We start from the raw sequence: 25,566 nt of genomic DNA on the forward strand, positions 1-25,566 counted from the left end.
TTTTCTTACTGATCTTTTTAATGAGATTATTCAATAACCTGTTGCCCGTGAAAATTTCCTTATTCAGCCTGATAAACCTGCATTATGTCGAATCCGGTTTGATGTTAGCATAACTTGCTTTAACCTTGCAGTTCAATCAATAGGTATGAAAGGGGAAAAATCGAAAAGTGGAGTAATTGTTATTCTTCATTTACTTGCGTGGGCACTGCTTGGTTTTGTACTGATGTTCTATCAGCCATTGTCCTGGGGTGTTAAACTTCCGGCTTCGTTCTGGCTCAAACAGTCGCTGAACATCGGTTTGCTGGCCGGCATGTTTTATTTAAATGCGCTGGTCATAGTCCCGTCCTTATTATTGAAAAATAAAATACCTGCTTTTGTTCTTTGGATTATTGGCTCCGTCATTGTTTTGCTGGTCGTGAGCAAATTTGTCGACAAACAGTTGCATGTATGGGAACAAATGGATGCAGTAATGCGCAGGCCCGGGCCACGGCCGAAAGGCAATATTGACAATTTATTATTGCTGACTTCGCTGCTTGTATTAGGAATCAGTACAAGTCTGGCCGTAATTCTGAGATGGCAAACAGATGCACAACTGCATGAATCCGCAGAAAAACAAAATATCACTTCCGAGCTGGCACTTTTAAAAGCACAGATCAATCCGCATTTCTTTTTCAATACGCTCAACAATATCTATGCACTTACTTTTACGAATGTGCCGTTATCAAGGGAGGCGATTCTAAAACTGTCTCGTATGATGCGTTACCTGTTGTATGAAACCCGGCAGGATACAGCACTGGTCAGCCAGGAAATCTCATTTGTGAAAGACTACGTAGAATTGATGAAACTACGCCTGCAGGCCGGAACCTTGGTAACTATGGATGAGCCAAAGCCTGATAAGGAATACGCTATCGCTCCAATGCTCTTACTGCCGTTTATCGAAAATGCATTTAAACATGGTGTTAGTGTAGTTCAAAAATCAGAGATCTTCATTGACCTGAAAATTAAGAGTAACATCCTTACTCTCAGAGTGCTTAATCATGTATTTCAGGATAAAAATGCGCTGCATGTAAACAGCGGAGGAATTGGCCTGATCAATACACAAAGACGGCTGGACCTGTTATATCCAAAAAAGCACCAACTTAATATTGAAGAAAATAAGGAGGAAAATACTTATCAGGTAATCTTAAATATTAATTTAGATTAAAAAAGTACATATCACAGATAGACAAACTAAAATTCTTAAACCCTGATGAAACTGAATTGTATCACCGTTGATGATGAACCTCTCGCTCTCGGACTTGTAAGTACCTTTGTAGAGCAAACGCCATTTCTGCATTTATCAGGCAGCTTTGGAAATGCGGTTGAGGCACTCGAAGTGATCCACGACACCAAAATAAATCTGGTTTTTTTGGATATTCAAATGCCTGATCTCAATGGCATGGAACTCGCCCGCATTTTAAACCTGACGGATTCATCTGCACAAACGAAGATCATTTTTACAACCGCCTACAACCAGTTTGCGGTAGAAGGCTATAAAGTGGATGCACTGGATTATTTATTAAAACCTTTCGGTTATGATGAATTTTTGCGGGCAGCTACCAAAGCTAAAAATTACTTTGAGCTGATACAGGAAAACCAGGCGAACAATGAGCCTGAAGTAAAGGATAATTATTTATTTGTAAAATCAGATTACCGGTTGGTCCGTATAGATTTTGACTCCATACTGTTTATTGAATCGTTAAAAGATTATGTAAAAATTCACCTTGCTGCACCTGCCAAACCAATAATTTCATTAAGCAGCCTGAAAGCCATTGAGGAAAAGTTACCGGCATCCAATTTTCTCCGTATCCACCGTTCGTTTATAGTAGCGATCAATAAAGTTGACTCGATCAGTAAAAATGCGGTTCATATCGGCAGCACGGATATTTCGGTTGGCGAACTTTATAAAGATGCCTTCAAGGATTTATTCTCCCGCTGGAATTAGCGGAAAGTACTATTAAAAAAGTAATTGTGCCGCGAGATGGTGATATCCGCCGGTAATTTTGATTGCTGGTAAACTAAAAACGCCTTACCCGAATCTCTGGCAAGGCGTTTTTGGTTTAAATGAATAATCAGGATACGGCTGCTACTGCGTTAAGCTCTTGTACCACTTTTGAAAAAATACGGTACGATTCAATTCTGGACTGATGGTCAAAAATGTGCGATGTTGCCATAATTTCGTCCACCTGGGTTTGCTCTGCGAAGGCGCGTAGCTTTTTCCGTAATTTCTCCGGGCCACCGATAAAGGAATAAGCAAGCATTTGATTAACTGCATATTCTTCCTGTATATTCCATACATCGTTCATATTGTCTACGGGTGGCTGCAATAATTTACGCCTTCCACTTACCACACCCAGGAAAAATTGCATTACCGAGGTGGAGAGCCGGTCCGCTTCGGAATCTGTTTCTGCTGATACAACATTTACACATGCCATAACATAAGGTTTGTCCAGATATACTGATGGTTTAAAATTCTTTCGGTACAAACTGATCGCTTCCAAAAAATAAGCTGGTGCGAAGTGGCTCGCAAAAGCATAGGGTAATCCCATTGCTGCTGCAACACGCGCACTATCAGTACTGGAACCCAATATCCAGATCGGAACATCCAGCCCTTCACCCGGAATAGCCCGTACATTACTGCCGCTGTTATCAGCTGAAAAAAAGTTCTGAAGTTTTTGAATATCAGACGGGAAATTATGTGTTGCGTTGAAATTTTCTCCCCTTATTGCTCTGGCTGTAACCTGGTCGGTACCGGGAGCACGCCCTAATCCCAAATCAATCCTTCCGGGGTATAAGGAGGCCAAAGTTCCGAATTGCTCTGCAACGACCAATGGCGCATGGTTTGGCAGCATAATTCCTCCCGACCCGACCCTGATAGAAGTTGTACCGCCCGCAATGTAACCTATCAGAACGGAGGTAGCTGAACTTGCGACACTGATCATATTGTGGTGTTCGGCAAGCCAGTAACGCGTGTAACCCAATGATTCTGCGGCTTGGGCCAATTCCAGACTGGTTCGAAAGGTATCAGCGGGTGTTTTACCTTCAATGACCGTTGCCAGATCCAGTACAGAATAGGAAATATTTTTTGACTCGTTTATATGCATTATACCGGGTATTTATCAATAAAAATCTTTAAAAAGAAATTTATCATTGTTAAGTAAATCAAAAACAGGCCAATCAAAACAAACGACCTGCCGTGTAATTAGATTCATTAACAATAAAAAAACCGACATAGTTAAATAACCGTTTAAATATATTACATGAAAATTGGGTGGGAGTTCAGATTTTTGAAATAAACAAAAGTATTCAATCAGTTATTTCAAGGCCAGGGCGATCAGTTCTGCCGTATTCTTCACACTGGCCTTTTTCATGATACTTGCTCTCTGGTTTGCAACCGTATTGGAACTGATGCTTAAATGATCTGCGATTTCTTTACTGCTCATTCCTTCTGTGAGGCATTTCAGGATTTGCTGCTCTCTGGGTGTAATTATTTTCCAAACTGACGCTTCCTGCTCTGCTTCAATCTCAATTTGTGGCTCAGTTGACCTGAATACCTGTTTAAGCAAGTTTTTAATAATGATAGAGGACGCAGTCGGTGGATAATACAATTCCCCCTTTGCAACACTTCTTACTGCCAGCAAAATCTCGTCCCTGCTCGTATCCTTCAATAAATACCCTGCCGCTCCGTGTTTAACAGAAGCGAGAATATAATCAGGATTATGATGCATGCTGAACACAAGAATATAAACTTTCGGATAAGCAGGTACTATCTGGCGGATCACATCAAGACCTGACATGCGTGGCATTGTCAGGTCCAGCAGGATCACATCCGGATTTACTTTTTCAATAGCAGCTTCCACTTCGTCACCATCAGAAGCTTCTCCTGCAATAAAAATGTCTTCTTCGTCTTCCAGCAAAGAGATAATACCCTGTCGCACAACGGAATGATCATCCACCACTAATATTCGTATCGGCATTGTATCCATTACAGTTAATTATCAATTTTAATTATCAGCCTGGTACCTCCGTCCAGCTCCGACTCAATTTCCATTTCACCATTCAACAATTCTGTTCTTGTCCGGATATTTTCAATTCCGTTTTGTGTAAGAAAAGATCCTTTGTTATTTTTCAGTTTACCGACTAAAAAACCTTTTCCATCGTCTTCGATTTCCAGTGCAAGTTGGTTCCCGTTTTGGCGCAATTTAATCATTACGTGGTCTGCGCTGGCATGTTTTATTGCATTATTTAACGCTTCCTGTGCAATCCGGTAAAGCCCGATTTCCATGGGTTGGCTTAATACAAACCTATCCCGGTTTCCTTCAAATTTTACTTTTATACCCGATGATTCGGAAGTTTGCTCGCACAACAGGTTTAAAGCCGCATTCAACCCGAAATCTTCCAGAACAGAAGGCATAAGGTTATAGCTGATTTGCCGCGTTGTTTGTATTGTATCCTGAATCAGTTTCACGAGCTGATCGAACCTGTTCCGCTGTTTTTCATCGGCAAATTGTACATGCCTGAGTTTTTCAGCATGCAGTTTTAATCCTGTAAGCATCTGACCTATTCCATCATGCAGCTCTCTGGCAAACCGCCGCCGTTCTTCTTCCTGTCCCTCAATCAACGATGCAGCCCTGATCCGGTCCTCTGCCAGCTGTAATTCATATTTCTCTTCTTCAATCCTGAGTATATCAGCCTGCGCCTTTTTCAGTTGCTGATTGCTATATTCCAACTCATTATTTGACTCTAGTAATTTCCTTTCTGATTCTGTCAGTAACCTGATTGCCCTTCTGGTCTCATTCACAACCGGCCTGAATATGAGCAGCCCTTCTGCCAATAAAACCATGATCGTCATGCAGTCGAGTATCCATTCAATTTTTTCCAGGTTTTTGAGTCTGGCAGAACTTTCTTTGTCAAACTGAAATACGATGTCATTCATTTTTGCAAGAAATTCAGACTCGTTTTCCAGTATCAGTTTCAGGGAATTATTCTTTTCCTTAATTGTAGAACCGGGATTGTTGATCACAGAAAAACTTTGGTAAATTCTGTTAAAAACCGGATTAAGCCGGTTGAACATTTCATCCAGAACAGGGCTTTTCCATGTAACGACATCCTTATCAACATTTAGTTTTCTTTCAGCCAGTTGCTCATGGCTTTCTTTCCAAATGGTTAGTAATGAGTCAAAATCAGCTGAATCATGATTGGCAATAACTTGTGTTTTTAACAGGGAAAGTTTGGTCAGTCGCTGGCTTAACATGCGTTGCCGGCCTGCTACATTTACCACGCGGCCATCATAATTGAGGCTCATGATGGTCTTGCGTATTAAGAACAGCCCTCCCAGTGTCAGTAATGCAACAATGATCAGAGCTGCCACGTAAAAACGCGTCAGGCTTGCGGCTACGCGTTTGTCAACATTTTCCATTCATCGTTTTTACAAGCCAATATACACCAGATTTTCCTTAACCATTACAGGAAATGTGTTAATCCGGTATGTTTCGTCATTAAGGCATTGGCCGCTTTGTAAAGAAAATGTCTTTTTATGAAATGGACAGGCCACTTTGGGTTCGCCTTCCTGGCTTCCGATCATTCCACGCGAAACAGCCATCTGCTGTCTGTGAGGGCATTGGTTGTCTGTCGCGTACCACTCACCTCTTCTGGTAAAGTTGAAAATAGCAATTTGCTTTCCTTCGATCAGGGCACAGCCACCGCCGTCTTCCGGGATGTCTTCCACATGACATGCTTTGTGCCAAACGATTCTGTCTTTTGTGTTTTTAACTGGTTCCATTTTTTTTGTTTTTATAGGAGCGATACCTGATATTGTTGTTTAATTCAATTGGCAATTCCGGGTATTGGTTTGACAAATTCAACCGGGCGTTACCCGACATTAATTTATCAATTTAACCGGGCGTTATCCGACATTAATTCATCAAATTCAACCGGGCGTTACCCGACATTAATTTATCAATTTAACCGGGCGTTACCCGACATTAATTCATCAAATTCAACCGGGCGTTACCCGACATTAATTCATCAAATTCAACCGGGCGTTACCCGACATTAATTCATCAAATTCAACCGGGTGTTACCCGACATTAATTCCATCAAATTCAACCGGGTGTTACCCGACATTAATTTATCAAATTCAACCGGGCGTTACCCGACATTAATTTATCCAATTCAACCGGGCGTTACCCGACATTAATTTATCAAATTCAACCGGGTGTTACCCGACATTAATTTATCCAATTCAACCGGGCGTTACCCGGTGCTGAGGTATTAAAGTCTTTCAGACTTGCGGTACGGTTCCGTGGGGAAATTGTGTTAATTGTTACCTTGCATTTTTAATTGATAATTGATAATTGATAATTGATAATTCAACCGGGCGTTACCCGGTGCTGAGGTATTAAAGTCTTTCAGACTTGCGCTGCGGGTGCAATACTTAACTGCTGTTATTTCTACTTTTAACTCTTCACGCTGAACTCTTAACCGCTCGGCGGCCGCTCATTTCAAACCCATTCTTTAACCCTCTTCTGATCGCGCATGGGTTCGAATTGAATTGATGGATCTTTGACCGGAGCGTTTACGAAATGAGAGAACCGTTTCCTTAATTCCGGGCTTTCAACCACTTCTTTCCATTCACATTTATATACATCAATCAGCGCCTGCATTTCATTTTCAAGCTCTCCTGCAATGCCCAGAACATCATCTACAACCACGGCTTTCAGGTAATTAATACCTCCTTCCATTTTGTTAAGCCAGGTTGCGGTTCTTGTCAGGGGATCAGCTGTTTTGATATAAAACATCAGAAACCGGTCAATTAACCTGATACAGGTTTCTTTATCCACATCAGTAGCAATGAGTTGTGCATGTTGTGGCTTGGAACCACCGTTACCGCATACGTACAAATTCCATCCTTTTTCGGTAGCTATAATGCCAAAATCCTTGCTTTGTGCCTCCGCACATTCCCTTACACATCCTGAAACCGCTGATTTTAATTTATGAGGTGAACGAAGTCCTTTGTAACGGTCTTCCACTTCAATGGCAAAACTTACAGAATCCTGTACGCCAAACCTGCACCAGGTTGACCCGACACAGCTTTTTACAGTCCGCAATGATTTTCCATACGCATGTCCGCTCTCAAATCCGGCGTTGATGAGCTGTTCCCAAATATCCGGGAGATCACCTAAATGTGCCCCGAAAAGGTCAATCCGCTGACCACCCGTGATTTTAGTATATAGGCCATACTGTTGTGCGACCTGGCCAATTACGATGAGTTTCTCCGGTGTAATTTCACCTCCCGGAATTCTTGGAACAACGGAATAAGTACCTCCTTTTTGAATATTGGCCAGGTAACGGTCATTAGAATCCTGTATCGGAGCGCGGTCTTTTTGCAATATATTTTCATTCCATAAACTAGCCAGGAGCGATGCAACAACTGGCTTGCAAACTTCACAGCCATCTCCATGACCAAAATGGTTTAATACACCATTATAGGTTTTAAGGCCATTCATTTTTACGAGATCAAGCAGTTCCTGCCGCGAATAGTCGAAATGTTCACAAACAACGTTTCTGACATAAACACCTTTTTCCTTTAAAACTCCCTGGATAATGTCCTTCACCATAGGGACACAGCCACCGCAGCCTGTCCCGGCTTTACAGCATTTTTTGATAGCGTCGATCGTAGTATGGCCATTTTCCCCGACTTCATGGCAAAGCATTCCTTTGGTAACAGCTTCACAGGAACAGATCAGCGCATCATCAGGAAAGCTCATCACTCCTGCACCTGCTTCATCGCCACCCCGCGATCCCAGGATCAGGTCTTCCGAATCGGGAGGGAGGATGGTTTTACTCTTGCAGGTCTGAAGGAGCATATTATACTGCTCTGCATCACCGACCAGAATTCCACCCAACAATTCCTTACCATTTAGTGAGACATTGATACGCTTGTAAACTCCCTTTGCCTTGTTTTCATAGCGAATAGTTTTACAGGCTGGCTCTTCTATAAAAGCATCTCCAAAACTTGCGACGTCGGTACCGATCAGTTTCAGCTTTGTCGACATATCAAAAGGCATAAATTCTTTTGTACCACCTATGAGTTGAGTTGCAACCACTTCGGCCATTTCGTAACCTGGGGCGATCAGTCCGTATATCATATGATGTGCCAATGCACATTCTCCTATGGCAAAAATATTCGGGTCTGAGGTGCGCAGGCAATTATCCACCACAATGCCACCTCTCGGATGCGTTTCCAGGCCGGCAATTTTTGCCAGTTCATCTCTTGGCCGTATTCCGGCTGATATCACCAGCATATCAACTTCCAGAAAAGAATTATCAGCAAACTGCATTCCTTTAATATAATCGTCACCAATAATTTCCTGGGTACTCTTATTAAGATGCACATTCAATCCCAACATTTCCAACTGGCTTTGCAGCATACGCGACCCGGCTTCATCAATTTGCCGGGGCATGAGCCTTTGGGCAAATTCAACCACGTGTGCTTCTTCCAGACCCAGATCCAGTAATGCCTTTGCAGCTTCCAACCCAAGCAAACCGCCTCCTAATACTGCTCCTTTTTTTGCTTTCTTCGCGTAAGACTGAATAAGCTCCAGATCTTCAATCGTGCGGTACACAAACACACCATCCTTTTCAACGCCCGGTATGGAAGGTACAAATGCACCCGACCCCGTAGCCATAACCAGATAGTCATAATGCACTACATGTCCATGGTGAGACCTGACCAGTTTTTCGTCTCTGTCGATATCAACCACCGGATCTGATAAAAATAACCGGATACCATTTTCAACGTACCATTCTGCCGGAGCCATTGTGAGATCATCCGCTGTTTTGCCAGCAAAGAATTCACTCAAATGCACCCTGTCATAGGCAGCACGTGGTTCTTCACCAAAGACTGTCAGTGTAAAAACCTGATCTTTTTTTTCTTTGGCCAGCAATTTTTCGCAGAATTTGTAGCCTACCATACCATTGCCTATAACTACAATATGGATAGTTGATTGTGCTTTCATAGTTAATATTGACTATTAGTTTATAATAACATTGTTTTTATATTGTAATATTCTAATAATTAACATCTATACGATCAAATATTACATGTCAAAATTATATTGCGTTTTTAGCATTTCCTAATTTTTTATTCTTCATTTGGATAAATTTTAAACATATATTTTGGAAAATGTATTGTTTTTAAAAATTTAGCCTTTAATTTTGACCCAACAATTACATATAGTTACATTTTACTATATATAGCACATTTCCAATATTCACCTTGAATAGTATATAAAAGATGGAAGCGAAATTAACTCTTGTAGGAGCTGGCCCGGGAAACGGAGATCTTATCACATTGAAAGGTGTAAGGGCATTAAAAACTGCGGATGTAGTATTGTATGACGAACTGGCTAATGCGGAATTACTGGATTTTGCACCGGAACATTCACTTAAAATGTATGTTGGTAAAAAAGCAGGAAATGCATCTTTTTCACAAAATGAAATAAACGGCCTGATCGTAAGGCTTGCCAAAAAGCGAGGGCATGTTGTAAGATTGAAAGGCGGTGATTCATTTGTATTTGGCCGCGGACATGAAGAAATGGAATATGCGCGTGACCATGATATTCAGGTTGAGGTAATTCCTGGTGTTTCCAGCTGTATTGCCGTTCCGGCATCTATGGAAATACCGGTTACAAGGCGTGGAGTAAGTGAAAGTTTCTGGGTAATTACAGGCACAACGCAAAATGGTGAATTATCCGAAGATCTCAGGCTGGCCGCACAGTCAAAAGCAACTGTGGTCGTATTAATGGGAATGAGCAAACTTACAGAAATATGTGAGCTCTATAAACACTTTGGCCGTGGCCACCTGCCTGTGGCGGTAATTCAGAACGGTACGCGTCCGGATGAAAAAAGTGTTATGGGCCAGGTTTGGGAAATGCCGCATCTGGTGCGCGAAAATAATATCGGTACACCGGCCATTATAGTGCTGGGAGAAGTGGTCGGTTTACACCCGGCTTACACAATGGAATATTTAAACAGTATGCACACTATGGTTTCTTAATCTTACTCACTCCTATTTCATTTTAAACTTTACTTAAATGAAAACGAAAATTTACCATTTTGTACTATGCGTGCTGATGGCATGCTGGCTGAATCCGGCCGAAGTAAATGCGCAGATCAGTGTGTCAGGCCAGCTGCGTACCAGAACAGAACTGCTTCACGGTCAAGGAACACCCTTGTCGAAAGGTGATGATGCTGCATTCTTCACCTCACAAAGAACGCGTCTAAATGTAGGTTACAAAGGTTACCGGACACAATTTTACGTTTCAGCACAGGACGTTCGCGTTTGGGGACAGGATGCTTCCACCAACAACCGGCTGACTAACTCTTCTTTAAATGGTTTTATGCTGCATGAGGCTTGGGGCGAAATAAGTTTGCTTGACACGAATAAAACAAAAGGAGGAAAAGAGTTTTTATTAAAAATCGGAAGGCAGGAATTACTCTACGACGACAGCCGCCTGCTCGGAAACCTGGACTGGCTGCAACAGGCCAGACGCCATGACGCCGTTTTACTTAAATATAGTAACAACGGATTCAGTGCACATATAGGCGCTGCGTATAATCAAAACCGTGAGCTTAAAACTGGTACTTCATATGACGGAGTACCCAATGGATACGCAGCCGGAACGAACGGGATTGGCACCATGTATAAATCTATGCAGTTTGTTTATTTTGGAAAAAAGCTGAAACAGGGAAACGCTTCATTTTTAATTTTAAAGGATGATTTCCAAAAATACACATTATCTGAAACGGCTGTAAAAACTTGGAATAAAGGCACATGGAACCGGGTAACATTTGGCCCGTATCTCAATACCAAACTGGGAAATAGCTGGAATCTGAACGCCAGTGCCTATTATCAGACCGGAAAAGATAAAGATGGATTAAACCTGAATGCTTATATGTATTCTGTAAAAGGACTTTTTAGTATCAATAAAAACATTTCAGTTGGCCCTGGTTATGATTATACATCAGGTACAACAACGGGATCAAAAGCCAACCATTCATTTGATCCGCTGTATGGGACACCACACAAATTCTGGGGGCAAATGGACTATTTCTATGCAGCCAACGGTTTTGGGAAAGGAGGACTTTCAGATTTTTATATTCACTCCAATCTAAAGGCAAATGAAAAATTATCCGTTCAGGCTGATCTGCACCAGTTTTCGAGCGCATCAAAAATCATCAATACCAACGACAAAAAAATATCCGGAAACTTCGGTAATGAACTGGATATCATTGCGACTTACAACCTGACAAAAATTATCAGTTTTCAGGGTGGTTACTGTACTTTCCTGCCAACAAAAAGCCTTGCACAAGTTAAAGGCGTTCAAAATCCTCAGAAAATGGCAAACTGGGCTTATCTGATTATTAGTATCAAACCGGATTTTTTGAAATAGCTGATAGCTATTTACTGAAAGCAGCTAGTCGATAGCTATTTGCAGTTAGTTGTCATCTGCGGGTTTTTACTCTGTTTAATTATTTTAATTTTCACTCATATTTACATTTTACTGATTATGGAAACTACGAATAAACCTCTTGAAAAGTTAAATATTTTTAGTTTTAAAGGCATTCAGATGCAAACTTTCCACCTTACGTGGATGGCCTTTTTCCTATGCTTTTTCGGCTGGTTTGGCCTTGCTCCGCTGATGACTATTGTAAAAACGGATCTTGGCTTAACCAAAGGGCAAATCGGCAACATCATCATTGCATCCGTTGCCGCAACCGTGGTGGCAAGAATTGCAATCGGTAAACTTTGCGATTCTTGGGGGCCACGCAAAACGTATTCGGCACTTATGGCTATCTGCTCCATACCGGTTATGACAGTCGGCCTGGTTCATACTTATGAAGGTTTTTTATTATTCCGACTCGCTATCGGCGTGATTGGTGCATCATTTGTTATTACGCAATATCACACTTCAGTCATGTTTGACAAGAAAATCGTGGGTACTGCCAATGCGGTTGCCGGAGGGTGGGGAAATTTGGGCGGCGGCGTTACCAATATGGTCATGCCTCTGATTTTTGCAGGATTTATTGGGGCCGGATATTTACCGGAATCTGCATGGAGACTGGCAATGATCGTTCCGGGTGTGATGCTTCTGGCCTTCTCTTTTTTATACTATCGTTTTACAAAAGATACGCCTGCCGGCAATTTTGAAGATATTCTATTAACCAATACCAAAGCTGTAAAGACAAAAGGTTCACTTGCTATTGCAGCGAAAGATCCGCGTACATGGGCTTTGTTCCTGGCTTATGGTGCCTGTTTCGGTATTGAAATCACTTTTGACAATATCGCTGCACTGTACTTTTTTGAAAATTTCAATACCACATTGGCTGTTGCAGGTATCCTGGCAGGAACTTTTGGTTTTATGAATCTATTTGCAAGAGCTGTTGGCGGTATTATAGCAGATAAAGTAGGAAACAAATATGGCATGATAGGAAAAGGTAAACTACTGGCTTTGTTGCTTGCTCTGGAAGGAACGGGCATTGCCATTTTTGCGCAAAGCGGCAGTATTGTGGTAGCCGTTATTACCATGCTTGCTTTTGCCATGTTCCTTAAAATGGCAAACGGCGTTACCTATGCTATCGTACCATTTGTAAACCAGAAAGCAATCGGTTCTGTAAGCGGGATCGTTGGAGCAGGTGGCAATGTAGGTGCTGTACTGGCTGGTTTCCTGTTCAAATCCAGTGAAATCACTTACTCACAAGCATTTGTTTACATTGGTGTGGCTATTGCCTGTGTTGCCGCAATTGTCGCATTGGTCAATTTTGATAAAACAAGTGAAGTAATAACGGAGGTAAATCCACTGGAAGCGATAGAAGCTTAATGGCTGACAATCAATCTAAAACTTAACTTTTATTTCTTCTGATAGCAAAAGGTAACCCAAACAGATATTATTCAACGACTATGAAAACAACCGTCAACACATACAAATCGACCTGCTGCTATTGCGGTGTGGGTTGCGGGGTCGTTGTTCATAAACAAAGCAATGACCGGCTTACTCTGGAAGGTGATATATCGCATCCGTCGAGCAAAGGCATGTTGTGTTCAAAAGGCATGAATCTGCATTACACCGTAATGGATCAGTCGGATAGGTTACTCTTCCCACAAATGCGGATGAATCGTTCGATGCCTTTACAAAGAGCAACCTGGGACGAGGCACTGGAAAGAACAGCAGCGGTTTTCAAGGCACTAATAAAAAAATTCGGACCGGATTCCGTTGCATTTTATGTATCCGGACAATGTCTTACCGAAGAATATTATCTGGTCAATAAATTAATTAAAGGCTTCATTGGGTCTAATAATATTGACACCAACTCCAGACTCTGCATGAGTTCTGCTGTGGTCGGCTACAAACTTGCTTTGGGTGAAGACAGCGTTCCGGTTTGTTACGACGATATCGAAGAAGCAGATGTGTTTTTTGTAACCGGTGCAAATCCTGCGTGGTGCCATCCTATTTTATGGAGACGGATCGAAGCACATAAAACCGCAAATCCGCACGTAAAGATCATTTGTGTGGATCCGCGTCGGACTGATACGGCACGTTCAGCTGACTTGCATCTGGCTATAAATCCTGGTACGGATATCGTTTTGAACAATGCAATCGGCCGGGTTCTGATTGAAGAAAATTATGTCAATGAGGAATTCATAAACAATCATACTGACGGATTCGAAGCCTTTCAAATTAAAGTTTTTGAGCGTACTATTTCGGAATCTGCGGAAATTTGTGGAATTAACAAGAAGGATATTTATCTGGCAGCCAAATGGATTGGACAATCAAAAGGCTTTTTATCGCTCTGGACTATGGGGCTCAACCAGTCTGCGATTGGAGTGAATAAAAATCTTTCGCTGATTAACCTTCACCTGATAACCGGCAGGATTGGCACACCTGGCAACGGACCGTTTTCCCTGACCGGACAACCGAATGCCATGGGAGGACGCGAAACGGGTGGATTGGCAAACATTTTACCTGCTCACCGGGATGTCACCAATGCAGTTCACCGGGGAGAAATGGAAACATTTTGGAACAGTCCGGTTAAAATTGCACATAAACCCGGATTTACGGCAACTGAAATGTTTGATGCATTGGCGGATGAAAAATTAAAAGCGATATGGATCATTAATACTAATCCGCTGGTAAGTATGCCGGATTTGAACGCTACTGAAAAAGCCTTAAAAAATGCACGTTTTGTTGTGGTGCAGGATATTTCCAATCGGGCAGATACGGTTGCATTTGCAGATGTAGTGCTGCCAGCTGCAGCGTGGCTGGAAAAAGAAGGCACCATGACCAATGCTGAACGCAGAATTACCCATTTGCCAAAAGTTGTTGACGCACCGGGAGACGCCTTACCCGACTCTGAAATTATCTGGCGATTTGCTGAAAAAATGGGGTTTGGCAATGCATTTAATTATAAAAACGTGTCCGAAGTTTATGATGAATACACAAAAATTACCGCAGGAACCAGCATTGATATAACAGGTGTCAATTACGAATTATTAAAAAAAGATCGTAGTATCCAATGGCCCTATTTTAAAAGGGAAAAGGAGAAATGGGAAAAAGGAGGAAAGGAGGAATGGGGAAATGGAGAAAAGGAGGAATGGGAAAAGGGAGGAAAGGAGGAATTGGAAAAAGGGAAGACGGAGTACGAACCAGAAAACCCCTTCAACAATAGTCTGAAAGACTCCAATACCTCAGCCCGGGGCATCGCCCTGCGGAACAACGGCAACGAAAACGAAAACGAAAAAACAGAACAAAAACCAGAAAACTCCCGCAACAATAGTCTGAAAGACTCCCATACCTCAGCCCAGGGGATCGCCCTGCGGAACAACAATAACGACAACGAAAAAACAGAACAAAAACCAGAAAATCCCCTCAACAATAGTCTGAAAGACTCCCATACCTCAGCCCAGGGCACCGCCCTGCGGAACTACGACAACGACAACGAAAATGAAAACAACATCATTGAAACCAAAAACCACAACAACGACACCAACAAAGGAACCAAACGATTATTCACCGACCACCAGTTCTACACACCAAACAAACGCGCCCAGATTTTTGCGGTAAACGACGAAAATACATCAGAGCCAACCGATGAAGATTTTCCATTAGTCCTAACCACCGGAAGAATTCGTGACCAGTGGCACACGATGACTAAAACAGGGCGGGTTTCAAAATTAAACCAGCATATCCCCCAGCCTTTTTTACAGATCCATCCTGATGATGCCAAGGAAAGAAAAATAACGGAAGGACAGCTTGTACTGGTTACGGGGCGCCGTGGTGAAGTTCGCGTGAAGGCACAGATAACAGAAGATGTCAAATCAGGATTGTGTTTTTTACCAATGCATTGGGGTAAAATGCTTGGAAGCAGTCTGAACAGGGCCAATAACCTGACCAGTCCGCTGGTTGATCCAAGATCTAAGGAGCCTGATTTTAAATTTTCTGCGGTCGAAGTAACAGTTTACAAAAAACCTATTGAAAAAATAATTGTTGTTGGAGCGGGTTCTGCTGGTTTGGGCTTCATTAATACCTATCGTACGCTGAATCAGGAAGATGAAATTCATGTTTTTTCAAAGGAAATATTTCCGTTTTATAACCGTGTTCTCCTGCCCGATTATATTAGCGGGACACAAACCTGGGAACAGCTTGTAAAACTGCGCGAAGATCAGTTCAAGGAAAACAGTATTATTGTACATAAAGGAATTGGCATCGTTCATATTGACAGAAAAAACAAAATTGTCGTTGACAGCAATGGACAGGAACATGGCTACGACAAACTAATCCTGGGTATGGGAAGCAGGGCATTTATGCCAAAAGGAGTTCCTGAACTGCCGGGAATTTTCAACATGCGTTCGCGTCTGGATGCCGACTCACTGCTGCCGTTTTTAAAACAAACGAATCCGCACGCAGTTATTGTAGGAGGCGGGATTTTAGGGCTGGAACTGGCTGCCTCCTTCCGCGAAATGCAGGTAAAAGTCACTGTCATACAGCGTAGCGGCAGGTTAATGGAGCGCCAGCTGGATCCTTTGGCAAGCGAATTATTGTACCAGGACCTGACGGAACGTGGCGTTGATATTTTTTTCAATGATGAAGTTTCAACTTTTTCAGGAACCGGGAAAGTAGATGGAATCCGTTTAAAATCCGGCCGGAAAATTGCGTGTCAGGTAGTGGTATTAACAATTGGAACTGTTCCGGCTATCGAACTGGCTGTTGATTCAGGAATAGCTTACAAACGTGGAATAGTGGCAAACGATTATATGCAAACTTCTGATCCTGATATATTTACATCCGGGGAAATTGCGGAATGGCGCGGCCAGATGTGGGGTATAACACTCGCTGCCGAACAGCAGGCAGAAGTAGCAGCAAGGTATATTGCAGGTGATATTTCGCAGCCGTATAAAGGAAGTACGTCGATGAATATTCTTAAAATGGAAGGATTGCATTTGTGCAGCATCGGGATGACAGAAGTTCCGTCGAATGATCCGGCTTATGAAGAAATCGTATTTATAGATAAATCAAAAAGGTACTACAAAAAGTGCATTGTACATCAGGACAAGCTCGTAGGAGCCATACTGATTGGTGATAAAAATGAATTCCTGGAATTTAAAGACCTGATTGCAAACGGAATTGAACTTTCTGAAAAACGCCTGCAGTTGCTTCGTGCAAGTAAAAAGGTTGATCCCGTGGAAGGCAAACTGGTTTGTTCATGCAACAGTGTTGGGAAAGGAAACCTGGAAAATGCCATACGTAACGGATGTGATGATTTTCAACAACTTTGCCAGAAAACAGGTGCAGGTACCGGCTGTGGTTCGTGCAGGCCGGAAGTGAGGGCGATATTGGAGAAAATGAAAGAAAGCTGTATTACAACCTAAAATCCTATGCGCGACTATTATCATATCAAAATTAACCTTCCCGGAGGCATTGCTTCGCCCGGATATCTGAAAAATATATTATCCGCAGCATGGAAGGCACAGGTCAGAAAAGTTCGTTTTGGATCCCGGCAGCAATTGTTGATGACGGTGCATTATGAAGAAATGAAGGCACTGGAAAAAGAGCTGAAAAGCGCAGGAGTCCGTTATGAATTCGATTCGCAGATTCTACCCAATATGATCAGTTCGTATTGCGGGGAAGATGTTTTCCGGACCGGGCAATGGCTGCATGCTAATGAGTATCACACTGTATTGGACAGCTTTGATTTTTTACCTAAATTAAAGGTGAACATCTCGGATTCAAACCAGAGTTTCGCGCCCTTTTTTACAGGAAATCTTAATTTTATTTCTTCCGCAGAACCGCATTTCTGGTATCTCTATGTTCGTCCGAAACAGAGTAACGCATTGTCAAAATGGCCTGATCTGATTTACACAAATGACATAGGTGCGGTTGCCAGGGAAGTAGAAAACTGTCTTTTATCCGGGGATTATACTAACGAAGACGACATGTATCAGGCTGTAAAGAAAAGTGTCCATTATATATCCTTATCAGCAACGCAGGAGCTTGAACTTCCTTCATTTATATTGCCTTATTATGAAGGTTTCAACCGGTATGAGTCCAGGACATGGCTTGGATTATACAGGCGCGATGAACAATTTTCAATTGAATTCCTGGTAGATATATGTAATCTGTGCCTGAAAACGAGGATCGGGGAAATTTGCACAACTCCCTGGAAATCAATTATTATTAAAGGAATTGAAGATCAGTACCGGAATGAATGGAGTAATATTCTGGGCAAACACAATATCAATGTCCGGCATGCCGCCAATGAACTCGCATGGCAAACAGAAGACCATACTAATGAAGGAACAATGCTAAAAAAAGACCTGACGCGTTACCTTGAGAAACATGATACGCGGACTTTCGGCTTGTGTTTCGGAATTCAGACCCGGCCGAAATCAGAAGTTTTCGGTTCGGTACTCATCCGGAAACGGCCTTTGATTTCAATCGGGCATCTTGCCTTGTTCAGTGTTTATGATCTTTATTTTAAGGAAAATTTCAATCCTAACAGCCGCGTTCAGATCCCGTTTGAAAAAGGGCTTTTTAAAATTCATTTGCCCGGCCAGCTAGACCGTTTGTGCCGCAGGTTTAATAACAGGCGTTTGCTGGAAAACCAGACCATTTTAAAAATTGAAAATGAGCAGAATGATATACAGGAAGAAATTAAAACCGTTCATCAGTGCCTTCATTGTTTCACCATTTATGATCAGGCTTATGGAGATTTATTAAGAAACATTACTGCCGGAACACAGTTTTCTGAGTTGCCTGAGAATTACACCTGCCCGACTTGTGACGCCGGCAAAAATGAAATGCAGGAAGTTAGTTTTATATCAAAAATTCAGATTTAATTAAGTAAATATGAAAACTGTTCAGGTCAGCCCGTTTTTCTTTGAATTTGAAAGTGATTTTGTCAATACTCTTAAATGCGTTCCCATGATTGTCCGATACAAACTTGACAGCTGCGGTATAAAATTAAAACTGCATGAATGGGCAAAGTTTAATTTAAAAGACAAAGAATCACTCGCTCATCTGCCATGCTATACACACCATGAAATTGAAAATTACGGCGCATCCGTTCGTACACTTGTACATAAATATTTTGGCTATGAAGCCAGTTTGCTATCGGCAGTAAATGATTCCTGGAATAATCTCAATGAGGTTCCGGCAGAAGTACAACAAAAAGCACAAGAATGGAATTGTACCTTTCTCACGCTGAAAAACTGGATCGAAATGGATACGCTGCAACGGTTTGCACTCGTAAAACTGAGCCGATCCGGACACGAAGGAAAAAATTTCCCCATTGCGCTGGCTGAGTTTAAAATTTCAAATCCTGATCATTCTAATTCATATCTATACTAGGAACAATTCTAAATTTGGCATTTTGGCCTACTAATCGTCCTGAATGATTGAATCCATCTGGCAAGGTTTGTAAGTTTGGTATAAGATCAGTAACAAAGGATATGGTTAAGCATAAAATAATTCGGAGAAACGTACGCCTGACTGATTATCAAATCAGGCGTTTGCAGGAACTAAGTGAGTTTGACGGACGCGATGAAGCAGAGCACGTCAGGAAGGCGATTGACGATTATTTAAAAAACCAAAAGTTTGAATTTACTGCCCCGAAGGAAAAGGATATTTACGTTGAATTAAAGGCACGTACAGACGATCCTGCACTTTTCAGGGCAGTATGGCTTTCCGGAGTTGTAGACAGATATGAGTTTTCAGCCCTGATCTTAAATGCACCGTCCAAATCAGGAATTGATAAAGGGCGTATTTCAAAACTATCCGTCTGGGATCCGGTTGTGATGGAAGCCAGCAACAATTTTATCGGTTCATGTATTGTCAATTACGACCGTGGCTGGGATATCAGGCCAAGTACAATTGCAGAACCTTACTACAATAAAGTAAAATCTCTTATTGACAATTATATTGCCCAGTCTGTTTCAAGGGATTTCTTTCAATAAAATTTTTTATTGTACAGATACATTTGTGTTCTTCAGATCACCTCATCTCTTAAACCTGAACAATAGATGCTCTTCCATCTTTTCTATTAATACTTTTATTTCACAGCAACAGTTGAGGACGCGGCTGTTAACTGATCATAAAAGCTCTGAGGCAGATCCGGCAATGCTTTGTGAATAGCGGCAACAGGATCTTTAATAAATAAAATACTGTTTTCCGGACTGCTTTCCAGCCAGGTAATAAAATCCTGGTTTCTGGCTATAAGCTGCTCCATCCATTGTTTTGCCTGAGTTGCCCCTTCACTATTGGTTTTCGTCATCATAGTCAGGACCGGATGGGTATTGAGCCCCGGAAGGCTGGTTTCATTTCCAGGCAGAATGTTCATTGTAAAGTCGGGAGTATCATTAAGCGACAGTTTAACAGATACTTTTCGTTGGTTTGTATCGGCCATTTTAGTACATTTTTAAGAGGAATATTTTTATACAAAAAGTGGATCGCCTCCTAATTGGAGGGAAGCATTCATACTTCCATAATCGAGCTTAAAAGCCTTACTTCCGGTCCAGGTGATTGGATCTACAGTATTTGCCAGTAACAGGTCTATCGAAGGCGAGTCATCCATATTTAATTTTTCTATCAGCGCAGGAACCATCTGGTTGGCTCCTAAAACCAATCCAATAACTACCGCCCCCACGATCAATACGGCTCCTTCCGTCAAAATAACCAGGATTATCAGGACAATTGAAGCCACGATGTCAATAATTATCTGGGTAAGTTGAGAACCGGAGGATTGGTTGATGGCGTTCACAATGGATGGATCTTTGTACTGCACAAAGCTGAGGGTTTGCCCGTTGTTGGAACTACCCATGGAAATGGTGTACCAATGTGTAGAAGTACAGGTTGCCGTAATGCCGGCTGCCACTTCCGTTTCGGTGTAACTGATCAGTGTCAGAATCTGCCCATTGGATTCAACACTGAGAGATTTCAGTTTCGGATAATAGGTTGTGCCGTTATGTTCTATAGATTTAAGATCTACCGATGAACCTTCCGTAAGGTATAACTTTGTACCATCCGGACTCATTAAAAAGTTGCTGTCGGTTAATCCCGGATAAGCCAGACAGATTGCAGGACGCACAAGATCATACAAAGTCCGCGCCTGTGATACTAAAAAACCTGACCGGCTTGGAGAATGAATGGCTGAAACGCTGATCTGTTCGGAAAGTGATTCGCCGGTTCGGTCTCCCGTCATACAAAGCACCCCGAATAAGCTATTATCGATTGTATCCAGGTCCAGATATGCATAACTGGTATAATTGGGGTTCACAAATCCCCACTGATCTGTATCTATAATCCGGTTTAGATTTACGATCGCAAAAACATGACTGAAATCCTGTAAGTTATTGGTTCCCCACTGAATTATACCTTCCCTGATAACTGACTCTGCAACCAGGCCGGGTGTAGGTGAAAGCACGAGACTTACCATACTAATAACCGGATCATTGTCGGAGTCTGACGCCGATTGAACCACTAAAGCGCTTAGACTACCACTTGCCGGAGGATTTGCCGTGTCGGTATGAGGTATAAAATGCAGGGATATTTCGATGATAGCCTGCCCGCTATCGTATTTTAAGACTTTGTTGGTCGCCGGGAAAGTAAGGACTACATTTTTTAGCGGCAACAACATTCGTATCTGCTTTCCATCGCCACCCATCGCGATCTGCCAGTCTCCAAAATCACCCGTTACAGAATAACCAGGATCACTTTCAGTTTCACTATACGAGAAATTTGGCGGAGAAGATTTACAGTCGACAATGGCCTTATTTACATCAGCAGCCCGGATAACAAAGGCTGTATCCCATCCATAGGTATAAACTGCGGTATCAGTATCTGCCATGGCAATGTAGGTTTTAAGTGATTAATAGAACATAATTGTTTTTTGCCCTGCTGACACCGGAAGCTTTTTTTGCATCCCATATCAGCAGGAACAAATCTTAACAGGCAAAGCGTCAAGGTTTTGAGCACTCATTCAGGAGAGAACTATTACGCAGCAGCCACAGCTAATGCCCATTCACTTTACTAACGTTACAGATTGCCACGTAACCCTGCAGTAAAACATTTTCGGTGAAATTAACATTATAACTTTGGGTGGAAATCAGCATATCTGCTTTCACAGATCTTTCGGCCGGGATGTTGATCGGTGTATTCACCTGCCATGTCTGGGAATTGAAAACCGTCTGGCTTTGTGTGGATGTCAGTGAAAGGTTAACTGTTACCTTCCCGGAAACGGAAGCTACGTCAGATTTGTGTTTGATTTAAAAATAAGTTTACAATGGTATCGGTATCAGCCTAACATTAACTGGTTTTCAAACCTATCTGCAGGGAACCGGCCAGCGTTGCGCTGTTTAAAGTAAAATTGGATACGCCCGGCCAGCTGTACGGTCCAATCACCTCGTTGGCAAAAAGATCAAGGCCTGGCACATCTTCAAAACTATCGTTGGCCAATTTTTCAAGGATGGCATCAACCGACTGGTCAACACCTGCAACTGCGGCGGCCAGTGCTGCCAATGAACCCATAAATTTCCATTTCGGTGTTTTGAAAGCTGCTTTGATATTTGTGAGTTTGCCTTTCGACTGTGCAGCAGCATCACCCGAAGCCTGTCTTTCATTTGCTGCCTCGGCATCAGGATTCTCATCGCCTATCTTCACAAATGACTCTTCATCAAGCACAGCGGTACCACCATCTTCGGACAATTCTGTTACTTCTGATGCTGCCGCAAGGCCTTCAATGATCGGCCCGGCCAACGAAATCAAAGCAAGAGCTGCTGCTACTGCACCTTCTACTATGTCCCTGGTAATAGCCGATTTGGTTCTAACTACGCTGATAGTCATATTTTGAGTGACCTGATCAAACCAGAACACATTGTGTTCGTTCAGTTTAAGCGTGAGTTTTTCATTGTAGTTGACAAAAACGTCATAGTCCGAAGTGTACGAATATTTCAGCCCTGTGAAATCAATTATTACTTGTGAATTAACCAGGCTCATTGTGAAATTCCCCTTTCCAATCGTTACATCTGTAGACAGGTACACATCAATGTTGCTGCCATCCACATCCAGAATGTACTCATCTCCACTACCCTTGGTTATCAGCCATTGGGCACCTTTTGAAGTCACTTGAATTTTGTAACTGCTGTCGACATCAATCAAGCTTTCCAGTGCGCTTATGAGATCCGTAGACAGGTTGGCTGCGTCAAGATCAGTGCTGTATTTTCCATCAATATTTCCCAGCTTGTTATCATCCAGCATGAACTTACCCCAGATCATGTCGGTGTTATTGGTCACACCAAGACTATCATTGTCGATAATAAAATTAGAGGGATCGGCATTATTAAAGATTGTGCAAACACCGGATAGCAGCATGTTCGCCAAAAACATTTCTGCACTTATGAGAAAGCCTGCATCAGCACCGGCGGGAATAGCATATGGTGATACCTGGTGGTTTGAAGCAGCGGGATGGTTGAGGTTCATCGTCAGGACCCCAAAGATACTGGTATCCAGCGACCCCTGATCCGTAACTGCATAACTGGTAGCCGTTGGCAGTATCCATTTGAACTGATCGGAGTCGGAAAGTTGAGGGCTCAGATCAAGTGAAGAAAATACGTAATTAAAGTACCCAATGTTGGTATTAAACCAATCTGTCAAAATTTGTGCAAATACATCAGCCCCTGTACCCTGTGACAATGGATTATTATTAATGGTAACGATCACAACGGCCAGACCAGCATTGGAGCTGTCCCCCTGACTTAATACCTGCAGATTGTTTTTCCACGCTTTTTCAAACTGATAAATAGTCAAAAACTTATCGTTATCCTTATCCGCAGAATAAAAAATATAATAAGAAGTTTCACCATCCTGTACAAGCCATTCATAACCTGTTTTTTGCGTACTCACATAGGCGGTGTTTGACAGTGTTTTACCATTGTGGGTAAATGCGGCGGTTAATGTTGAATCAATCGTATTTTGATTCAGATCCGTAACAATACCGTCGACCCCTGTGTCGACCACAAAATAAGCCTGTCCGGGATCAGGTACCCAATTCATGTTTACCTCTATCACTACTGAAGGAGAGGGTGTATAGGTACTGAAATCGTAACTTTTTTTTCCAAATTTATAAGTCCCGCTTATAATCGGGCAAACCATCCGGATATTTTTACCATCCCCGTTTTCAGTCAGTTGCCATGGACCGAATGTTGAGTCCAGATCGAACTCCACACCTGTGTCATCATCTGTGAACGATTGAACTAAATTTTTGGCTTTGCTGTCTACATTGGCCCAGCCCTTTGTGAGGGCATCATTGGCCTTAATAAAATTAAGGGCAAAAACATTGTCCCATCCGTAGGTATCCGCATTGCTGGAGCTGGTGTCGGTCAGGACGGCAGGAGCACTTTTTTCTGTAATCATGGATTAAGTATATTTAGTTTAAAAATTGATTTACAAGCTTTTAAGGCAAATACTTACCTCCGTGCTGTTGTCGTGCAGCATGTTTTGCATTAAGATTTTAAAAAATTGAATTTCCGTTATCAATGTTAGTTTCGCACTGCTTTAAGACAGATTGCCATACGCATACATCGCGCCGTTCAGGCCTGCATTCACTGCCTGGAAGGTTTGGTTGCTTTGTTTCCAGTCAACCAGATTAGCCAGATTTACGACCGAACCGGTTAGGGATGCCTCAATTGTACTGTTTACATTACTCATGCCCACTGCCTGTATCTGGTTAGAAAAACCATTCACACTGTCCACAATGGCCGAAGCAAGTCCTTCGGCAGAGGTAATACCGGTCACTACCAGCAGCACCCAGTCATACCAGTACATCGTAGAACTCTGTTGTACAGTTGGATTAGGGTCATTCTGAAAACTGATGGTATTATTTGTAAATGAAAGCGGATTGATCGTATTAAAGCTCCAGCTATATGTAGCATCCGGCAGATCATCCAGACCAAACAAAAATTTAAGCGGGCCTCCGCCAGCTGTATAACAGGCCAATCCGTTGCCGCTGCTGCTTGCCGTAAGCTTGAATGAATTAGCCGTGACTGCTCCTTTTGGTGTCGATATGATGAAATCTCCATTATTCGTAACAACGCAGGCTTCATTCAGTGTTATCTGATTAAAATTGTTTGACCTCAATGCATTTCTAATAGCAGGTAAGATAGCGTTGGCAAAAAAAACTTCCTGCGAAATTAAAATGGTAGTATTCGTCGAACGCTGCAAAGCTGTAGAATCAAATGCAGGCTGGGCAGGGAAATTTTTGTCTGTTAACTGGCAAAGGAAGCAGAACACATTACCGGCACTCGTTTGCTGATAAAAATACTGCCACTTAAACGGTTTAAGCCAGGTCGCAACATTGGCAGGTGCCGGATTGATACTATTGAAAACCACTTTTAAATTGTCCTTATTCTCAATAATCAAATCTGCCATAATTTTTGCCAGGATCCCTGACGCAGTGGTGTCCAGTTTTTTCTGAGGATCAAGGATATTATCTGTTGCCACATATCCGGGATTGTCGGGGTCAGTAGTGCTAACGGGAGCAAATACCAGATTGGTCATGTCACCACTTCCCTGTGCGCTTTGGGCCGTGCCTGAGCCCATCCAGCTCAGACTAATTTTCATAACTGCCGTAACTCCCGAAAGATCGTATTTACCCGAAAGGAAGCCACCGGTAAAAGACATAGTACCCTGTGCAAAAGGCACATTTAAACTAAGCAGATTATTATCCCCTTTTGGGTTCAGTTGCCAGGGTGCTAACTGTCCCTGAACCGTGATCGTTGTACCGGTATCCGGGTCCACAGAACTATATGAAATCTTCATATTAACCGAAGCCAGGTTGGCTGCCAGGATTTTATTGACTTCATCAATAGTAATGGCGTAGCTGTAATCGTAACCGTATGTTCTCATGGTGATACGCTGATTTTTTATTGTAAGGATTAAGGTTACATGACAAAAATAATTCTCAATAATTCACTAT

At 42.3% G+C, this 25,566-nt stretch carries 19 protein-coding genes; 10 read left to right on the forward strand and 9 right to left on the reverse strand.

Translation table 11 applies throughout. From position 1 onward, the window contains the following. Positions 1-145 precede the first annotated feature (145 nt). Complete coding sequence (locus KZC02_RS02750; RefSeq protein WP_221392702.1) at positions 146-1,204, forward strand: sensor histidine kinase; 1,059 nt, start codon at positions 146-148, stop codon at positions 1,202-1,204. A gap of 45 nt (positions 1,205-1,249) precedes the next feature. Next, the gene (locus KZC02_RS02755; RefSeq protein WP_221392703.1) at positions 1,250-1,984 is read left to right on the forward strand and encodes a LytTR family DNA-binding domain-containing protein; all 735 of its coding nucleotides are present in this window, start codon (positions 1,250-1,252) and stop codon (positions 1,982-1,984) included. A 127-nt stretch (positions 1,985-2,111) separates the two neighbouring features. Here the strand turns inward: KZC02_RS02755 and KZC02_RS02760 are convergent, their stop codons facing one another. The 5 genes from KZC02_RS02760 to nirB form a co-directional block, all read right to left on the reverse strand. After that, positions 2,112-3,143 carry an LLM class flavin-dependent oxidoreductase gene (locus tag KZC02_RS02760; RefSeq protein WP_221392704.1) on the reverse strand — a complete coding sequence of 344 codons (1,032 nt, stop codon included), beginning with the start codon at positions 3,141-3,143 and terminating at the stop codon, positions 2,112-2,114. Between the two features lie 210 nt (positions 3,144-3,353). Further along, complete coding sequence (locus KZC02_RS02765) at positions 3,354-4,016, reverse strand: response regulator transcription factor (protein ID WP_221392705.1); 663 nt, start codon at positions 4,014-4,016, stop codon at positions 3,354-3,356. Positions 4,017-4,030: 14 nt separating this feature from the next. Further along, positions 4,031-5,458, reverse strand: coding sequence for a histidine kinase (locus KZC02_RS02770; protein WP_221392706.1), 1,428 nt, complete (start codon positions 5,456-5,458; stop codon positions 4,031-4,033). Positions 5,459-5,467: 9 nt separating this feature from the next. Beyond that, positions 5,468-5,821: a nitrite reductase small subunit NirD gene (gene nirD / locus KZC02_RS02775; RefSeq protein WP_221392707.1), complete on the reverse strand. Its 354-nt coding sequence runs from the start codon at positions 5,819-5,821 to the stop codon at positions 5,468-5,470. Between the two features lie 721 nt (positions 5,822-6,542). Further along, on the reverse strand, positions 6,543-9,059 hold the full coding sequence (gene nirB / locus KZC02_RS02780) for a nitrite reductase large subunit NirB (RefSeq protein WP_221392708.1): 2,517 nt from the start codon (positions 9,057-9,059) through the stop codon (positions 6,543-6,545). Positions 9,060-9,337: 278 nt separating this feature from the next. Here nirB and cobA point away from each other — a divergent pair, with 278 nt between their 5' ends. The 7 genes from cobA (at position 9,338) to KZC02_RS02820 (ending at position 19,552) form a co-directional block, all read left to right on the forward strand. After that, on the forward strand, positions 9,338-10,099 hold the full coding sequence (gene cobA, locus KZC02_RS02785) for a uroporphyrinogen-III C-methyltransferase (protein ID WP_221392709.1): 762 nt from the start codon (positions 9,338-9,340) through the stop codon (positions 10,097-10,099). Between the two features lie 37 nt (positions 10,100-10,136). After that, positions 10,137-11,495: an alginate export family protein gene (locus tag KZC02_RS02790; RefSeq protein ID WP_229253971.1), complete on the forward strand. Its 1,359-nt coding sequence runs from the start codon at positions 10,137-10,139 to the stop codon at positions 11,493-11,495. 117 nt (positions 11,496-11,612) lie between these two features. Beyond that, positions 11,613-12,923, forward strand: coding sequence for an MFS transporter (locus tag KZC02_RS02795; RefSeq protein ID WP_221392710.1), 1,311 nt, complete (start codon positions 11,613-11,615; stop codon positions 12,921-12,923). Positions 12,924-13,003: 80 nt separating this feature from the next. After that, on the forward strand, positions 13,004-16,969 hold the full coding sequence (locus KZC02_RS31430) for a nitrate reductase (protein ID WP_229253972.1): 3,966 nt from the start codon (positions 13,004-13,006) through the stop codon (positions 16,967-16,969). Between the two features lie 6 nt (positions 16,970-16,975). Next, the gene (locus tag KZC02_RS02810) at positions 16,976-18,436 is read left to right on the forward strand and encodes a rubredoxin domain-containing protein (protein WP_221392711.1); all 1,461 of its coding nucleotides are present in this window, start codon (positions 16,976-16,978) and stop codon (positions 18,434-18,436) included. A 10-nt stretch (positions 18,437-18,446) separates the two neighbouring features. Beyond that, positions 18,447-18,947, forward strand: a complete 501-nt coding sequence (locus KZC02_RS02815; RefSeq protein WP_221392712.1) for a nitrate reductase associated protein — start codon at positions 18,447-18,449, stop codon at positions 18,945-18,947. 101 nt (positions 18,948-19,048) lie between these two features. After that, positions 19,049-19,552, forward strand: a complete 504-nt coding sequence (locus KZC02_RS02820) for a hypothetical protein (RefSeq protein WP_221392713.1) — start codon at positions 19,049-19,051, stop codon at positions 19,550-19,552. Positions 19,553-19,647: 95 nt separating this feature from the next. Here the strand turns inward: KZC02_RS02820 and KZC02_RS02825 are convergent, their stop codons facing one another. Beyond that, a complete protein-coding gene (locus KZC02_RS02825) occupies positions 19,648-20,001 on the reverse strand; it encodes a hypothetical protein (protein ID WP_221392714.1) in 354 nt (117 codons plus the stop codon). A gap of 27 nt (positions 20,002-20,028) precedes the next feature. After that, positions 20,029-21,441, reverse strand: coding sequence for a TULIP family P47-like protein (locus KZC02_RS02830; protein WP_221392715.1), 1,413 nt, complete (start codon positions 21,439-21,441; stop codon positions 20,029-20,031). 251 nt (positions 21,442-21,692) lie between these two features. Here KZC02_RS02830 and KZC02_RS02835 point away from each other — a divergent pair, with 251 nt between their 5' ends. Beyond that, on the forward strand, positions 21,693-21,863 hold the full coding sequence (locus KZC02_RS02835) for a hypothetical protein (protein WP_221392716.1): 171 nt from the start codon (positions 21,693-21,695) through the stop codon (positions 21,861-21,863). Between the two features lie 36 nt (positions 21,864-21,899). Here the strand turns inward: KZC02_RS02835 and KZC02_RS02840 are convergent, their stop codons facing one another. Together KZC02_RS02840 and KZC02_RS02845 are read right to left on the reverse strand one after the other, a co-directional pair. After that, positions 21,900-24,005: a TULIP family P47-like protein gene (locus KZC02_RS02840; protein ID WP_221392717.1), complete on the reverse strand. Its 2,106-nt coding sequence runs from the start codon at positions 24,003-24,005 to the stop codon at positions 21,900-21,902. Positions 24,006-24,146: 141 nt separating this feature from the next. Further along, entirely contained in the window at positions 24,147-25,496 is a 1,350-nt protein-coding gene (locus tag KZC02_RS02845; RefSeq protein WP_221392718.1) for a TULIP family P47-like protein, read from the reverse strand. Between the last annotated feature and the right edge of the window lie 70 nt (positions 25,497-25,566).

The organism is Dyadobacter sp. NIV53, from assembly GCF_019711195.1.
Taxonomy (GTDB): Bacteria; Bacteroidota; Bacteroidia; order Cytophagales; family Spirosomataceae; genus Dyadobacter.

What these genes read in the sequence shown, in the direction of transcription:
- KZC02_RS02750 (WP_221392702.1), top strand. Translation starts at nt 146, where the DNA reads ATGAAAGGGGAAAAATCGAAAAGTGGAGTAATTGTTATTCTTCATTTA.
- KZC02_RS02755 (WP_221392703.1), top strand. Translation starts at nt 1,250, where the DNA reads ATGAAACTGAATTGTATCACCGTTGATGATGAACCTCTCGCTCTCGGA.
- KZC02_RS02760 (WP_221392704.1), bottom strand. Translation starts at nt 3,143, where the DNA reads ATGCATATAAACGAGTCAAAAAATATTTCCTATTCTGTACTGGATCTG.
- KZC02_RS02765 (WP_221392705.1), bottom strand. Translation starts at nt 4,016, where the DNA reads ATGCCGATACGAATATTAGTGGTGGATGATCATTCCGTTGTGCGACAG.
- KZC02_RS02770 (WP_221392706.1), bottom strand. Translation starts at nt 5,458, where the DNA reads ATGGAAAATGTTGACAAACGCGTAGCCGCAAGCCTGACGCGTTTTTAC.
- nirD (WP_221392707.1), bottom strand. Translation starts at nt 5,821, where the DNA reads ATGGAACCAGTTAAAAACACAAAAGACAGAATCGTTTGGCACAAAGCA.
- nirB (WP_221392708.1), bottom strand. Translation starts at nt 9,059, where the DNA reads ATGAAAGCACAATCAACTATCCATATTGTAGTTATAGGCAATGGTATG.
- cobA (WP_221392709.1), top strand. Translation starts at nt 9,338, where the DNA reads ATGGAAGCGAAATTAACTCTTGTAGGAGCTGGCCCGGGAAACGGAGAT.
- KZC02_RS02790 (WP_229253971.1), top strand. Translation starts at nt 10,137, where the DNA reads ATGAAAACGAAAATTTACCATTTTGTACTATGCGTGCTGATGGCATGC.
- KZC02_RS02795 (WP_221392710.1), top strand. Translation starts at nt 11,613, where the DNA reads ATGGAAACTACGAATAAACCTCTTGAAAAGTTAAATATTTTTAGTTTT.
- KZC02_RS31430 (WP_229253972.1), top strand. Translation starts at nt 13,004, where the DNA reads ATGAAAACAACCGTCAACACATACAAATCGACCTGCTGCTATTGCGGT.
- KZC02_RS02810 (WP_221392711.1), top strand. Translation starts at nt 16,976, where the DNA reads ATGCGCGACTATTATCATATCAAAATTAACCTTCCCGGAGGCATTGCT.
- KZC02_RS02815 (WP_221392712.1), top strand. Translation starts at nt 18,447, where the DNA reads ATGAAAACTGTTCAGGTCAGCCCGTTTTTCTTTGAATTTGAAAGTGAT.
- KZC02_RS02820 (WP_221392713.1), top strand. Translation starts at nt 19,049, where the DNA reads ATGGTTAAGCATAAAATAATTCGGAGAAACGTACGCCTGACTGATTAT.
- KZC02_RS02825 (WP_221392714.1), bottom strand. Translation starts at nt 20,001, where the DNA reads ATGGCCGATACAAACCAACGAAAAGTATCTGTTAAACTGTCGCTTAAT.
- KZC02_RS02830 (WP_221392715.1), bottom strand. Translation starts at nt 21,441, where the DNA reads ATGGCAGATACTGATACCGCAGTTTATACCTATGGATGGGATACAGCC.
- KZC02_RS02840 (WP_221392717.1), bottom strand. Translation starts at nt 24,005, where the DNA reads ATGATTACAGAAAAAAGTGCTCCTGCCGTCCTGACCGACACCAGCTCC.
- KZC02_RS02845 (WP_221392718.1), bottom strand. Translation starts at nt 25,496, where the DNA reads ATGAGAACATACGGTTACGATTACAGCTACGCCATTACTATTGATGAA.